Source organism: Flavobacterium cupriresistens (assembly GCF_020911925.1).
In the GTDB taxonomy this organism is placed as follows: domain Bacteria; phylum Bacteroidota; class Bacteroidia; order Flavobacteriales; family Flavobacteriaceae; genus Flavobacterium; species Flavobacterium cupriresistens.
On sequence record NZ_CP087134.1, the window covers coordinates 880,528 to 895,036 of the forward strand.

The following is a 14,509-nucleotide window of genomic DNA, read 5'->3' on the forward strand; positions in this document are numbered from 1 at the left end:
ATTTTTATTTTTAAAACCTTAGTGCTTTCACGCTAAAGCTACCTTCTGTAACTTCAACCGCTGCTCCGTTTTTAGTTGCAGAAAAATTAAATGTTCCTTCAATTCTTTCGCTATTTACAAGCGTAATATTCATTGTCCCTGATGTTGCATTTACATTACTAAATTCTGGCATAAAGGCAAAATCTACCTGATAAGTTGTTTCAAGCTTTGACAAATCAAGAACAATCGGGTGACTACCTTTTGTTACAATCAAAGGCATCCATAAACCAATACTTTTGTAGGTATTGTCTATTCCTTGACTTCCCTTTATAAGCAAATTTAATGAACTCGATACTCCAGGTTCAAAAGAATAAGAAGTTCCTTTGTATTTGAATTTGATAAATTCTCCTTTTGTTTGGATTTCATCCGGATTCTCTTTTGGAGCGTCATCACTACTACAAGAAGACGATAGAACAAACGCAAAAACAGCGATAGCAAAAAACACAATTTTCTTTAGATTTTTCATCATAAATGGCTTTATTTATTTTTTTTTAAGATCGCAAATATATAGATATTTCCTACTCTTAAAGCCACTACGAGATAAAAATAAAAGCTAAAATCCTTAATACTCTGTCAATAGTTCTTTTAGCCCTTTGGTTTTCAAAATCTTGCCCTTTATAACAAGCAGAAGCCTTAGCTTACTCAATCTATACTACTTATTACTTCGTCGAATTTCAGGAGTGATTTCTCGACTTCGCTCGAAATGACACTTTTACAAACCTCTTATTTTTTGTTATGAAGTTTGAAAACCAAAAAGTAAACAAAGTACTACTTAACTTTACCTTATTTACACTATTTTTATGGGCAATAAGAACAATTGCTAACTTGTAGCATTTTATAAAATCAAGAAAAATCTATTTAAAAAGAAAATCAATGAGAGCAAAGATCGCTTTAGAATATTATGTTTTAGATGTATTCTCTAATACAAGTTATAAAGGCAATCCATTGTCTGTTGTTTTTACCGATGGTAATTTAGAATTAGAAGTCTATCAAAATATTGCGAAAGAATTTGGCTATTCTGAAACTTCATTTGTTTATTATTCTGCAGAACAAAAAGCGCTCAATGTACGTTCGTTTACGCCGATTGGTTTTGAAATTGATGGTGCCGGACACAATCTGCTTGGTGCGGTTTGTGGTGCATTATTAAAAAAAATCCCCATATTTGAAGAACAAGAAGAGCACAATCGTTTTGTGATTATGAAAAATGCTCCGATACCTATAACGGTAAAATTTGATCCCGAAACACACTACCCTATTGTGCAGATGCACCAAAAATCTGCCGTTATTAAACAACAGATACCGACTTATAAAATTGCCATTGCGCTTGGTTTAAAAATAAAAGATTTAGAAATCGACATGTTAGTTCCGACCGTTGTTGAGACAGAGGTTGCACATACAATGGTTCCGTTGAGAAATAGTAAATTACTTAATGAGTGTACTCCAGACAGTAAACTTTTAATAGAAATCTCAAAAGAATATCAATTTGAAGGATTCTACTGTTTCTCCATTTCTGATCCATCTGAGGATCATATTGTTGAAGCACGGTTTTTTAATCCTATTATCGGAATTGAAGAAGATCCCGCTACAGGTACTGCGGCTGGGCCTTTAATTGGTTTTTTAACAAAAAACAGATACGCAGCACCTAATAAAGAATATAAAATCCTGCAAGGTGTCAAACTAAACCAGGCTTCGGTGATTGAGGTTATGGAACGTAAAAATGATATTTTGGTTGGAGGTTCTTCTGTTATTACAATGCGGGGTGAACTGTACATCTAACTACTTATTTCTACTAAAAAGTCGCATTATTATGCGGCTTTTAGTCCTTTCTAAAATCCTTTATGCTCCACCAGTAATTCCTTTAATTCGTTAGTTTTTATAAAAACCGCAAAACGTCCGGCCAATAACAACATCTCTTTTTCTTCATTTTTTGTCTTCAACTTTGTTTCCACATGGGAGGCATATTCATATAACATTAAAACTTCACTCGCTCCAAAATCTTTAAACATATCTTTTCCTAGACTGGATAGAATTACTTCGCCATTTTTGTCTTTTGCAAAACGATCAGTCCCAAACTTTGCAACTAATTGCGTTTTAAAATCCGTTTGTAGTTTCAACCAGTTACTGGCTGTGTCATCCGTGTTTTTTAGTTCTATGACCAAATCTTCATAGTCCTGATCTTTCTTCAAATTTGATAAATAATCCCGTAATGTTGTAAAACCAATCACCTGGTAATTGCTAATTGGTATTTTATACTTCTCCAGCACATTTTCAACATCATTTTCAAAAGTGATGTATCGCGTCTGAACGGTATATAAGGAAGCGGTCTCTAACAAGGAAATCAATCTGATTTTTACATCATTTATAAAGGGCTCTTTCTTTCCCTGTCCCAAACAATCTATAAAAAGGGCTTTTTTGTTCTTATCTTCTACTTTGACATCGTCATGAAGTAATTCTATTAGGGTTTGATATCCCATGTTATCGGAAGCCCCGCCATCGATCACACATAGTATTTTGTCCTGACCTTTGATCCCGAATTTTGTTTTGGGAAGCACGCCCGGGAAGGCAGAACTTGCTGTAATGGCATACGTCAATGGAAAATCATAACCATCGTTGATGTTATTTTCATTAAGTGAAATCGTTGCTTTATTGGGAGCCAGTGAAGAATTTATTTTTAAACCTCGAATAATATGCGGCATAAAAGGAAAACGCTCCCCATTATTATAAGCCGTTCCGTTGGCAACCAGCATTGGCAACTCGGGATTCTGCTTGCTTTCTTTTGGAATAAAAAAATCAGACAAAAGCATTTGAGTTTTAAATTTCTCCGGGTTTTCGGGATTAGAACTGTCAAACTGCAACACCTCCAAATCTAAACGCTGTGACATGGATACTTTTTCCCCTTTTTCGTTTCTGCTATTATTGAGAAGCGAGAAAACATTGGCCGATTTATTTATATCTGATTTGTAAGCGTCTGCTTTAGAAAAATAGAACTCATTAAAACTACAGTTGTCATGATGCAATTTATTTTTCAATATGGTTAAATAATATCCGGCTGAATAACAGCCTCCTGAAACGGTTGAAAAATAATCTATTTCACTTAAAAAGTTACGCTGTGAATTGCTTTCTTCTATTTCCTCCAGCCCCAAAAGCACCCCCATACTAAAAAACTGTGCTCTGGACCCACCTCCTGAAATTCCAACCCCTAAAGCAATCTTGGGATTTTGAAATCTGCTGTCACGATCCTGAACCGATTTGTATTCCTTTAAAGCTACCGAGGGAATTGAATTGTAGTTGATTTCTGAAAAAAGATTTATCTTGTTTTGAGCTATTCCTTTGTTTAGAAAAACAAGAATAAAAAATAATATTTTAACTCTTTTTTGTACCATATCTTATTACAAATAAATTGGTCTACTAGTCCCTATCAAATAATCTGAAAATAAACGAAAGTGCGCAAACAATAAATAATGCTACCAAAACAGCATGAAAAACGTTGTTTTGAACTTTTATCACCTTCAAACATAAAACAATATGAACGATAATTCGAAGATAATATTCCTTTCCCTGATATAAAAAATAATGTCTTCCTTTTAATGCGGTATCAATCGTGTCGGTACCAAGACAAATCGCCCGAATTACAAAGAAACAATTATTGTAGGAATAAAAGTAATTTTCATAATCCTTATAATCAGCCAAATCATCCCGACAAAGAATGGCGCATAACAAATAAAAAACCAATACTTTAATTAAACTTATGCTTTACAACCATTAGTAATCAATTTATAATATTATGTAAGCTTTTTATAATCGATTGAAATGCCATGTAAATCAGCAGCTTTTATTGCTCTTTCAAAAAACAAAGACATAAAAAAAACCGCATCAGTAATGCGGTTTTTCTATATTTTAAATAAACTAAAAATCAAATTCTTAATTCGTTTTCATTGGTGGTAAATCGAATGCAATTGAATCGTGTTCGAAATTATTACGGTGTCCACCGTCGCAAAAAGGTTTGTTTGCTGATAATCCACAACGACAAAGACCTAATGCAGCTCTTCCTTGTAATCCGTATACGGTTCCTTCCGGGTCCATTATTTCGAAATCACCTTCTATCTTAATAGATCCGTTTTTATTGATGATTAATTTAGTCTTGCTCATAAAATTGCTTTGTTTTTTCAACAAAGATTGCAAAATATATTGCGAAGGATTTGCAAGAACAGCAGGTTTTTTAGTTCAAAGAGGCTAGTTTAAATTAAGTCTATTTAAACGAACGTTTTTCAACTTAAAAACAATAGAATTTATTGGTTATTAGCCTCGTCATCTTTCTTTTTCTGATTCATTTTTGCTACCAGCTCTTTCAATCGCAAGGCTCTTTCTCTTTTTTCTTCCTGAAGTTTAGCCTTTTTCCGATTTAGCAATTTGGTATGTAAAGCCTTGTTTTTGGTGTTTTTTTCGGGTCCTTTTGCCATGATTTCTACTCTTAGTAATTGCGTTTGCAAATATACGGTTTTTGGGGTTTGTGAGTTGGGGAGAAATCGGGGCTTCGACTTCGCTCAGCCTGACAATTCGACTTCGCTTAGCCTGACTGTTCGGCTTTCCTTAGACTTACAAAACATCTTCTCTGCAAAGGTCTATGTTTTTACAACGAATCTCACTGATAGCTAAAATCTCGCAAAGTCGCAGAGACGCAAAGAAAAAGACTCCAAACTTTACCCCCAAACCAAAAAAAAACTTTGCGACTCCGCGACTTTGCGAGATTAATTCAAAAAACAAAACTTCACCCCCTTTTTTTAAAAGAAACACAAAACCAAAAAAACTTTGCGACTCCGCGACTTTGCGAGATTAATTCAAAACGCTTAAAAAAACACCAAACATCTCCTCTCTAAAATTCTGTCTTTTCATACCGAATCTCAGTGACATACTAAAATCTCGATTCTATTGCTTATTTTTGCACCCAATAAAATTGAGTTATGATACAGAATCCAAAGAGATATACTATTACAGCTGCATTGCCTTATACCAACGGACCTATTCACATTGGGCATTTGGCGGGGGTTTACGTGCCTGCAGATATTTATTCAAGATATTTACGCTTACAAGGAAAAGATGTTGCTTTTATTTGCGGAAGTGATGAACATGGTGTTGCCATTTCGATGAAAGCAAAAAAAGAAGGAATTACACCGCAGGAAGTTATTGATAAATACGACGGAATTATCAGAAAATCATTTGCTGATTTCGGAATTTCGTTTGACAATTATTCCAGAACTTCTGCTAAAATTCATCATGATACCGCTTCGGAATTCTTTAGAACGTTGTATGATAAAGGCGATTTTATTGAAGAAGTTACAGAACAATTGTATGATGCAAAAGCCAATCAGTTTTTGGCAGATCGTTTTGTAGTTGGAACGTGCCCAAAATGTGGTAACGAAGAAGCCTACGGCGATCAATGCGAAAAATGTGGCTCTACGCTAAATGCAACCGATTTAATCAATCCTAAATCGACCATTACCGGAGAAACTCCGATTCTAAAATCAACAAAACACTGGTTTTTACCTTTAGATCGATATACTGAATTCTTGCAGGAATGGATTTTGGTTGGACATAAAAACGACTGGAAACCGAATGTTTACGGACAGGTTAAATCCTGGGTAGATGGTGGATTAGAACCTCGTGCAGTAACGCGTGACTTAGACTGGGGAATTGATGTTCCGGTTGAAGGTGCTGAAGGCAAAAAACTATACGTTTGGTTTGACGCTCCTATCGGATACATTTCGTCGACCAAAGAATGGGCGGCACGTGAAGGAAAAGACTGGGAACCGTATTGGAAGGATGAAGACACAAAATTGGTGCACTTTATCGGAAAAGACAATATCGTTTTTCACTGTATCATTTTCCCTGCGATGTTAAAAGCAGAAGGAAGTTATATTTTACCGGACAATGTACCTGCAAATGAGTTTTTGAATTTGGAAGGAAATAAACTTTCGACTTCTAAAAACTGGGCGGTTTGGTTACACGAATATTTAGAAGAATTCCCGGAGAAACAAGACGTTTTGCGATATGCATTGACTTCTAACGCTCCGGAAACAAAGGATAATGATTTTACCTGGAAAGATTTTCAGGCAAGAAACAATAATGAATTAGTTGCTATTTTCGGAAACTTCATTAATCGTGTGGTTGTTTTAACGAACAAATACTACGACGGATTTATTCCGACGCCAAATGAATTTACAGAAATTGACGAAGCAACTTTAGCAGAATTAAAAGCCTACCCAGCCGTGATTTCAAGCTCAGTTGAGCGTTACAGATTCCGTGAAGCTTTAGGTGAATTGATGAATGTGGCTCGTTTAGGAAATAAATATCTGGCAGATGAAGAGCCTTGGAAAGTAATAAAAGACAATCCGGAGCGTGTAAAAACTCAAATGTATGTGGCCTTGCAAATCGCAGCAGCGCTAAGCATTTTGGCAGAACCATTTTTACCTTTCACAGCTACAAAACTTTCTAAAATCCTAAACATCAAAGACCTAAATTGGAATTTGGAATTTAATGATTCGAATTTATTCCCAACAGGACATAAAATTGGTGAAGCTGAATTGCTTTTCGCTAAAATAGAAGACGAAGAAATACAAAAACAAATAGATAAATTGGAAGCTACCAAAACGGCTAATATCGCTGAGAACAAAAAGGCTGAGCCACAAAAAGATTTAATTCAGTTTGAAGATTTCGCTAAAATGGACATTCGCGTAGGAACTATCCTTGAAGCTGAAAAAATGCCAAAAGCAAACAAACTATTAGTATTAAAAGTTGACACCGGAATTGACGTTCGTACGATTGTTTCGGGAATTGCAGAAAGCTTTACTCCTGAAGAAATTATCGGAAAACGTGTTTCTGTTCTGGCCAATTTAGCACCAAGAGCTTTACGTGGTGTAGAAAGTCAGGGAATGATTCTAATGACTACAAATGCAGAAGGCAAATTGGTTTTCATTAATCCGGATGCTGATGCTCCGAATGGTGAAACGGTAAATTAGGCCTCTACAGATATAAATAATTAAAGAAATTTCCCACTTATTAAACAGTCAAATCGATATTTATTAATACTTTTGTATCGACTAAATATCTTACAAAACTTTCAATAATTTTTATTAAAAGTTAACATAAGCGAACCCTTGCCATGGTGCGGGAGCAGGAAACTGCCCTAAATCTATCTTTCGAGATATTTAGTCACACCTAAAGCGAGGGTTTCGTACGTTTTAAATTTTTCGATTATGACTAAAGAAAATCAAAACACATCGCATCAGGATGTGATGCTATCCGTAGCAAATTTCCTTTCAGAACTTTGGTTCGAAGGAGAATTTAAAGATCAACCAGAATACCTAGCCGAAATCTTCGACATGATTCTGGAAACCGAAATGGGTAATAACCTCGAGCTAAGAGCTAAGATGAAAGGCTGTCTAAAAACCAGTCGCATGTTAGCAAAAGCGTTGGAACCATTTTCGGAGCAACAAATTGAGCAGGCTTGTAATCAAATTATGAATGCCTAGCGACTAAAGCAAAACGCGTGAAACTACCAATAGATTCGCGCGTTTTATTTTTTACACCAATAATTAATTGTCTAAAAAAAGGATCAATTTCAAAAACTGTGGAGAACTAAAAAATTGGATGTAAAAATTTAGTTTATTAAAAAAAAACTCGTTTTGTCATTTCGACGAAGGAGAAATCACACGCGTAACTCGACAAAGATTGGCGATTTTCTATGTGGAATTTCTGGTGTGATTTCTCCTTCGTCGAAATGACAGAATTACAGGAAATAACCATTAAACTTACGTTTAAAATTAACATAAACAGCTCCCTCGCCATGATGTCCCTACGGAAACAAGGGAAATCTGCCCATATGGGTATTTTGTCACATCTAAAGCGAGGGTTTCGTTCGTTTAAATTTAACATAAACACTCCCTCGTCATGATGGCCCTACGGAAACACGGGAAATCTACTCATATGAGTATTTTTGCACATCTAAAGCGAGCGTTTCGTGTACCTATTATTCTCGATTGCACAAACGTTGCTAGTTAATTGTTCTTTTTCCATTTGTTGCTATTTGAATAGCCTCCTGCTTTAGCTGGAGGTACATTGATTGAGAGATGAGCAATTGGCTTTAGCCAAAAGAAGCAGGATATATTTTGGCTAAAGCCATTTAATGTTTAATCTTAACTACATTCCTCCAGCTAGAGCACAATGTCATTAAGTTAAGAGCTTTTTCACGCAGATTTTGCGGATTTTTTTATTTGATTCTGCTAAAATCTGCGTGAGGCTTTTTTTAAGCAATCCTTAACTTAATGACATTTAGATAAAGCAGGAGGTTATTCAAAATGATATTTTTACAAACCTTTTAATTTCGCAAGAAAGCGTATGGAACTTACTTAACAGATTCGCATATTTAACAGTATATCAAATAATTAACATTCAACATAACCCTTTTTTTATCAGAAAATCAAGATATTTGCAAAAAACTATATCATGATCAAAAAAATACTATTCATCTGTTTGACATTAAACAGCATGACTTCTTTTTCTCAGGACATCGTGAGTTCAACTCCGCTTACTTTAAAAAAGAATCTCAATATTTTTCCGTCTGTAAACAATGATACCAGAGAAGTTACTTTGTTTCTAAGTGACAAGACAAATGTAAAAGCTATTCAGCTTAATGAAAAAATGCAAATCACAGATAGTATTTCTACAGCAAAACCTGATGCAAAAAAATACGACTTTATGATTGGCTACAATAGAAGCAGCAACAATACGAGACTCTTTTGGTCTTCTGATGACTATAAAAATATCTTTGCTCAGTTGTATAATTTCACTAGTCGCAAAATCACTACCAAAGAATATACTTTAGCATTAAAAAACGAAAAAGTTTTGCAAAAGTTCAGCGAAAATGACAACTTTTATATTCTGACTGTACTAAAAAACAGTAATAGTCTAAAACTTCACATCTTTGACAAACAAGGCAATTATATCGAAAAAGTTATTGATCTGGAAGGATTTCATTTTTTCAAAAGCAAGTATGTAAAGTCTGACTTATATGGTGTGTTGGAACAAAATTTACTACCTGCCGAAGCCCCTTTTTCATTACAGAACATCAATACTGAAAACCCTGTTTCGTTAAACGATAGTTCGAAAAAGAGAAAGTGTTATTTTAGCAAAAACCAACTCGTTATAACAATTGACCTGAATGTAAATTTCACACAAGTCATTGTAATTGATCTGGAGAAATATTCTGCCGTTGAAAAAATTATTAAATCTCCACCTATTTCTGATATAAGCAGTTCAGGATTTTCGATCTACATCAACTCAAATTCTTTCTATTTTGACCATAAAATATACCAGACAAAATCTTCGTCTGATATCCTTCATTTTACTATAAACGATTTAGACGGCAATCTGCTACAGCAATATACTGCTACGGAAGATAAACCAATTGAGTTTAAAAATTCAGAGATTTCTCAGGAAGGCAATGAGTTCTTTGGTGGCAAAAAAACGCTCGAAACTTCTTCTCAATTTATTAGAAAAACAACTAATCTAAATTCAGCTCTTGCGTGTTATCGCCTTGGAGATACTACTTTAATAACTTTCGGAGGTGTTTCTGCCGGATCTCAGCAATCAGGCGGACAATCTGTAATGAACCAATTTGGATTTATTGGTTCTTTAATCGGATCCTTCGCATTTAATCCTACTATGGAGAGTTTTAACGCTTATTCTAACCGAAAAGTGGTTAAAATGGAAGGTCTTTTCGATAAAGAAGGAAAACACGTGAAAGGAGATTTGCAACCATTGGCATTTGATAAAATCAGAACTTTTCTCGACAAAGACAATGATGTTTCATCTCAGACACTATTTAAAACAGATGCCTATTATTTTGGTTACTACGATACCAAAACAAAAGAATACATCATTAGAAAATTTGTAGACTAGAAATATAATTCCCGATAAAATCGGGAATTTTTATTTTTAACCGTTCTCTTTTTAAATTTATTAAAGGCACAATCTCAGGACTTCAATAATTATCAAAAAACACCTCTTCAACCTCCTCAAATTTCATTAAAAAACAAGATCTTCGCCAAAAAATTCAGATTAAACCCATGATTAAAAAATTATTATTTATTTGCCTGTTCTTCAATACTATTAACTCTTTTTCACAAGATCTGGTAAAAGAATTCAATTTAAAACTAGAGCGAAAGAGAGATTATCTTCAAGTCGTAAACGAAACCAAAAAAGAAGTCGTGTTGTTTTTGAATGATAACGAAAAAGTTACTTCTGTTAAACTTGATAGTACATTTACTATTAATGATTCATTGTCACATCCAAGATTAGAAAAAAGCTATACAGACATACTTGGTTACAGTCAAAAAGACGATAATTATTTACTTTTCTGGGGTTCTAAAGACAGAAAAAGAATCATCTCTCAATTTTTTAATTTCACTAAAAAAGAAACAGGAGCAACTACTTTCGAATTAGAATTTGACAAAGAGAAAGTCTTTAAAGAATTAACCATTAATAATGTTTTCTATTTAATTACAATTCTTAAAAAGTCCGGTAATTTAAAATTTTACATCTTTGATAATGGCGTTTTAAACACCCGAATTGTCGATTTATCAAACTTCGAATTTAAAAATAAATCAGCCGCTCCTGCAAATTTACACACCGTTCTGACAGAAGAATCCTGGGATTTTTCTGTACAAACCATCAGTAACGACAGCCCGCCTTCTTTGGCATTGAGCAGAGAACAATTTAAACTGTACACTTATAAAAAGGATGAAATTATTTTTACAATAGACAACAATCCCCATTTTACAGATATTTTAAGAATTAATTTAAATGATTTTACAGCCAATTTAAAATCAATTAAAAAACCGGTCGTAACACGAGGGGAATATGAATCTGTTCTATTTAAGTCAAATTCATTTTTAATCGATGACAAAATTCTTCAGATAAAGACAAATCCTGACGTTTTACTTTTTACAATTAGCGATCTGGAGGGTACAATAATTAACAAATATAAAACCTTACGCGAGGAGGAAATCTCCTTTAAAAACACCGCTGTTTTTCAGGAAGTAGGTAGTCTTAGCAAAAAACGAGTCCTTGAAAAACCTAAACAGTTTATCCGTAAAATCAACAACTCACGTCCAAGTATATCCTGTTATAGTTTAAATGGTTTATACTATACTGTCATAGGAAGTTCTCAAGATATCGTTCATTCATCTCCAAATGGAACAGGGATGGGTATCGGTGCAGGAGGTTTCTCCTCTGGTGTGTATTTTTCAATTAGTCCAGGCTATACCCTCGAAAATTTGATTTCTTATAAAGATAAAAACGTAGTTTACACCACTTGTTTGTTTGATGCTAATTTTAATCATCTGGAAGATACAATTAAAACTTCCGCCTTTGAAAAAGCAAGAGCCTTTCTGGAAGAAAACGAAGAAATTACGACAAGAACCTCTATTTTCAGTAAAGACTTGTATAAGGATCTGATTCTTTTCAAATTCAATACCTCTTTGTATTTAGGAAATTATAATAAGGAAAATAAAAAATATCAGATTTTTAGTTTTTCAGAGTAACTTTAAATCCGAAAAGTAAATACCGAATCAAAATGAAAATAACAAAACCAAGATTAGCTTTAATCGGCGGAATACTTTGTATTTCGATTTTCCCGATATTGGTAAAATTACGTTTAGCACCGGGATTAATTTCGGCTTTTTACCGAATGTTTTTTGCGGTCATTTTGCTTTTACCGTATGTGCTTTTGAGTAAAAATTTTAAAATGCCAACTTTAAGATTTACTCTTTTGGCAGCACTTTGTGGTGTTTTATTCTCTTCGGATGTTGCCGTTTGGAACATCGCCATTCAGGATTCAAGTGCCACACAGGCTTCGTTACTAACCAACTTGTCCCCACTTTGGGTTGGAATTGGTTCTTTTTTCTTTTTGAACACCAAACCCGCCACAAACTTCTGGATCGGAACAGCTGTCTCCTTATTCGGAATGGTAACTTTGGTTGGTTTTGGTTTTTTCATGGAATTAAACTTCGATCAGGCTTTTCTGTTTGCGGTGCTATCCGGAATCCTTTATTCGATTTATCTGTTAGTCAGCAAAAATGTACTTTCTCATGTTGATGTTTTATCCTTTATGACCATCAGCTTGTTGGCCTCCAGCATTTATTTGGGAATTCTTTGTTATTCGCTGAATCAGCCTTTTACAGGATTCTCTGATATGGGTTGGTTTGTGCTAGTGCTTCAGGCGGTGATTTGTCAATTGTGTGCGTGGCTTTCGATAAGTTACGCTACGCAACACATGCGTGCAACGAGGGTTTCGTTAAGTTTATTGAGTCAGGCTGTAATTACTTCGATATTAGCTTGGTTGTTTTTGGAAGAACAAATAACTTTACAAATGGTTTTTGGCGGAATCATTTTGCTTTTCGGAATCAGAATCACGTTTTATGATAAGACCATATCGTTGAAAAAGGTTTTTTCTAAGTAACATTTGTGAAATTGCGGTCTGAAAATTGCACTCGGATTTTGCGGATTAAACGGGTTTACGCGGATTCTTTTTTTTATTTGAATTGAAACTATTTGCGAACTTGGGGTGGGAAATTCACACACCGATTTTACTGATTAAGCAGGTTAACACTGATTTTGTTTGAATTTGAATTATAAAAAATCATTTTAATCAGTGGCAAAAAAATAGCACGCAGATTTAGCAGATTAAGCGGATTTATTTGAAAATCTTTGGAATCATTTTAATCTGTGGCAAAAAAAATAGCTGATAAATGAAACGAATCAAACAGATTTGAACAAATAATTCGTCAATTCGTGGCAAAAAAAATAGCACGCAGATTTAGCTGATTAAGCAGATTTATTTGAAAATCTTTGGAATCATTTTAATCTGTGGCAAAAAAAGCACGCAGATCGAACTGATCGAGCAGATGTATTCAAAATCATTTTAGTCGGCCGCAAAACCTGAAACAAAAAAAACCTGAAACAAAAAAACACGCAGATCAAGCTAATCGAGCAGATGTATTCAAAATCATTTTAATCGGCCGCAAAACCTGAAACAAAAAAAACCTGAAACAAAAAAAACACCTCCCTATATGTTACATAAAAACAAAATTCCAAATTTAAAAGTAATCGCCTTTGATGCCGATGATACTTTGTTTGTTAATGAACCTTACTTTCAGGAAACCGAACATAAATTCTGTGCTTTGATGGAAGATTATCTTTCACACCAAGGCATTTCGCAGGAATTGTTTAAAATAGAAATTCAAAACTTACCTTTATACGGCTACGGAATCAAAGGTTATATTCTTTCGATGATTGAAGCGGCGATGATCATTTCAAACAATACTATTCCGGTTGAGGTAATTCAGAAAATTATTCAATATGGGAAAGAATTACTCGAAAAACCAATTGAACTTCTGGACGGAATCGAAGAAACACTAGAGGCATTGCATGGCAAATACAAATTGGTAGTAGCCACAAAAGGAGATTTAAAAGACCAGCACAGCAAATTGCATCGTTCGGGATTAGGTCATTATTTTCACCATATTGAAGTAATGTCAGACAAACAACAAATTGATTACGAGAAATTATTAGGTCGTTTGGACATTCAGTCTCATGAATTTCTGATGATTGGAAACTCTCTAAAATCAGATGTATTGCCTGTACTGGAAATTGGCGGTTATGCCGTACATATTCCTTTTCATACCACTTGGGAACACGAAAAAATCAATCATAAAGTAGAACACCAACATTTTAGCTCCTTCGAAAAAATAACCGAAGTGCTTAACAACTTATTGTAATGAAAACACTTTTAGACCTCGAAAATTGGAACAGAAAAGAGCATTTCGCTCATTTCAAACAAATGGAAGAGCCCTTCTTTGGCGCTACCGTTGAGATTGACTGTACCAAAGCCTATCAATCCGCTAAAGACCTGAATACTTCTTTTTTTATCTATTACTTACATAAAACTTTGGTTGCCGTAAATGCAATTGAGAATTTTAGATATCGAATCTCAGAGGACAAAATCTACATTCACGATCGTATTGATGCTTCGGCAACAATTGGTCGCGAAGATGGGACTTTTGGGTTTTCTTTAATGGAGTATCATCCTGATTTCAAAATTTTTGAGCAAAATGCTTTAGCAGAAGTCAAACGCGTTCAAAATACAACCGGAATTTATACCCGCGAATTTAAAGACGATAATGTCATTCATTTTTCGGCAATACCGTGGTTAAATTTTACCTCGCTTACCCATGCCCGCAGTTTCACCTATCCCGACAGTTGCCCTAAAGTTTCTTTTGGGAAAATGATGACGGCAGAAACAGGAAAAAGAACCATTTCGATGGCTGTATATGTGCATCATGGCCTAATGGATGGTTTACATCTGGGACAGTTTGTTGACTCTTTTCAGGAGTTAATGAATTCCTAAACAAAA

At 34.5% G+C, this 14,509-nt stretch carries 12 protein-coding genes; 8 read left to right on the plus strand and 4 right to left on the minus strand.

Annotated features, from left to right (window positions below; translation table 11 throughout):
- Positions 1 to 10: 10 nt before the first annotated feature.
- Positions 11 to 508: a hypothetical protein gene (locus tag LNP23_RS04000; protein WP_230003895.1), complete on the minus strand. Its 498-nt coding sequence runs from the start codon at positions 506 to 508 to the stop codon at positions 11 to 13.
- Positions 509 to 912: 404 nt separating this feature from the next.
- On the opposite strand from LNP23_RS04000, the gene LNP23_RS04005 reads away from it, so the two are divergent.
- The gene (locus LNP23_RS04005) at positions 913 to 1,815 is read left to right on the plus strand and encodes a PhzF family phenazine biosynthesis protein (RefSeq protein WP_230003897.1); all 903 of its coding nucleotides are present in this window, start codon (positions 913 to 915) and stop codon (positions 1,813 to 1,815) included.
- A gap of 50 nt (positions 1,816 to 1,865) precedes the next feature.
- Here LNP23_RS04005 and LNP23_RS04010 read toward each other — a convergent pair whose 3' ends face one another.
- The 3 genes from LNP23_RS04010 to LNP23_RS04020 form a co-directional block, all read right to left on the minus strand.
- Positions 1,866 to 3,422 (minus strand): patatin-like phospholipase family protein, encoded by a 1,557-nt coding sequence (locus LNP23_RS04010; protein ID WP_230003899.1) that lies wholly within the window; start codon positions 3,420 to 3,422, stop codon positions 1,866 to 1,868.
- 538 nt (positions 3,423 to 3,960) lie between these two features.
- Positions 3,961 to 4,188 (minus strand): CDGSH iron-sulfur domain-containing protein, encoded by a 228-nt coding sequence (locus LNP23_RS04015; protein WP_047777006.1) that lies wholly within the window; start codon positions 4,186 to 4,188, stop codon positions 3,961 to 3,963.
- Positions 4,189 to 4,328: 140 nt separating this feature from the next.
- A complete protein-coding gene (locus tag LNP23_RS04020; RefSeq protein ID WP_230005174.1) occupies positions 4,329 to 4,529 on the minus strand; it encodes a hypothetical protein in 201 nt (66 codons plus the stop codon).
- 471 nt (positions 4,530 to 5,000) lie between these two features.
- Here LNP23_RS04020 and metG point away from each other — a divergent pair, with 471 nt between their 5' ends.
- From metG to LNP23_RS04055, 7 genes are all read left to right on the plus strand, one after another.
- A complete protein-coding gene (gene metG, locus LNP23_RS04025) occupies positions 5,001 to 7,055 on the plus strand; it encodes a methionine--tRNA ligase (RefSeq protein WP_230003901.1) in 2,055 nt (684 codons plus the stop codon).
- A gap of 237 nt (positions 7,056 to 7,292) precedes the next feature.
- Positions 7,293 to 7,568: a hypothetical protein gene (locus tag LNP23_RS04030; protein WP_230003903.1), complete on the plus strand. Its 276-nt coding sequence runs from the start codon at positions 7,293 to 7,295 to the stop codon at positions 7,566 to 7,568.
- A gap of 973 nt (positions 7,569 to 8,541) precedes the next feature.
- On the plus strand, positions 8,542 to 9,996 hold the full coding sequence (locus LNP23_RS04035) for a hypothetical protein (RefSeq protein WP_230003904.1): 1,455 nt from the start codon (positions 8,542 to 8,544) through the stop codon (positions 9,994 to 9,996).
- Between the two features lie 167 nt (positions 9,997 to 10,163).
- Positions 10,164 to 11,639, plus strand: coding sequence for a hypothetical protein (locus tag LNP23_RS04040; protein ID WP_230003906.1), 1,476 nt, complete (start codon positions 10,164 to 10,166; stop codon positions 11,637 to 11,639).
- A gap of 32 nt (positions 11,640 to 11,671) precedes the next feature.
- Entirely contained in the window at positions 11,672 to 12,556 is an 885-nt protein-coding gene (locus LNP23_RS04045; protein ID WP_230003908.1) for a DMT family transporter, read from the plus strand.
- A gap of 610 nt (positions 12,557 to 13,166) precedes the next feature.
- A complete protein-coding gene (locus LNP23_RS04050) occupies positions 13,167 to 13,874 on the plus strand; it encodes an HAD family hydrolase (protein WP_047776990.1) in 708 nt (235 codons plus the stop codon).
- The gene (locus LNP23_RS04055) at positions 13,874 to 14,503 is read left to right on the plus strand and encodes a chloramphenicol acetyltransferase (protein WP_230003909.1); all 630 of its coding nucleotides are present in this window, start codon (positions 13,874 to 13,876) and stop codon (positions 14,501 to 14,503) included. Before LNP23_RS04050 ends, LNP23_RS04055 begins: the two co-directional genes overlap by 1 nt.
- The last annotated feature ends 6 nt before the right edge of the window (positions 14,504 to 14,509 follow it).

Coding starts and splice junctions, on each gene's coding strand:
- LNP23_RS04050 (WP_047776990.1), top strand. CDS start 13,167: ATGTTACATAAAAACAAAATTCCAAATTTAAAAGTAATCGCCTTTGAT.
- LNP23_RS04055 (WP_230003909.1), top strand. CDS start 13,874: ATGAAAACACTTTTAGACCTCGAAAATTGGAACAGAAAAGAGCATTTC.
- metG (WP_230003901.1), top strand. CDS start 5,001: ATGATACAGAATCCAAAGAGATATACTATTACAGCTGCATTGCCTTAT.
- LNP23_RS04045 (WP_230003908.1), top strand. CDS start 11,672: ATGAAAATAACAAAACCAAGATTAGCTTTAATCGGCGGAATACTTTGT.
- LNP23_RS04010 (WP_230003899.1), bottom strand. CDS start 3,422: ATGGTACAAAAAAGAGTTAAAATATTATTTTTTATTCTTGTTTTTCTA.
- LNP23_RS04035 (WP_230003904.1), top strand. CDS start 8,542: ATGATCAAAAAAATACTATTCATCTGTTTGACATTAAACAGCATGACT.
- LNP23_RS04040 (WP_230003906.1), top strand. CDS start 10,164: ATGATTAAAAAATTATTATTTATTTGCCTGTTCTTCAATACTATTAAC.
- LNP23_RS04000 (WP_230003895.1), bottom strand. CDS start 508: ATGATGAAAAATCTAAAGAAAATTGTGTTTTTTGCTATCGCTGTTTTT.
- LNP23_RS04005 (WP_230003897.1), top strand. CDS start 913: ATGAGAGCAAAGATCGCTTTAGAATATTATGTTTTAGATGTATTCTCT.
- LNP23_RS04030 (WP_230003903.1), top strand. CDS start 7,293: ATGACTAAAGAAAATCAAAACACATCGCATCAGGATGTGATGCTATCC.
- LNP23_RS04015 (WP_047777006.1), bottom strand. CDS start 4,188: ATGAGCAAGACTAAATTAATCATCAATAAAAACGGATCTATTAAGATA.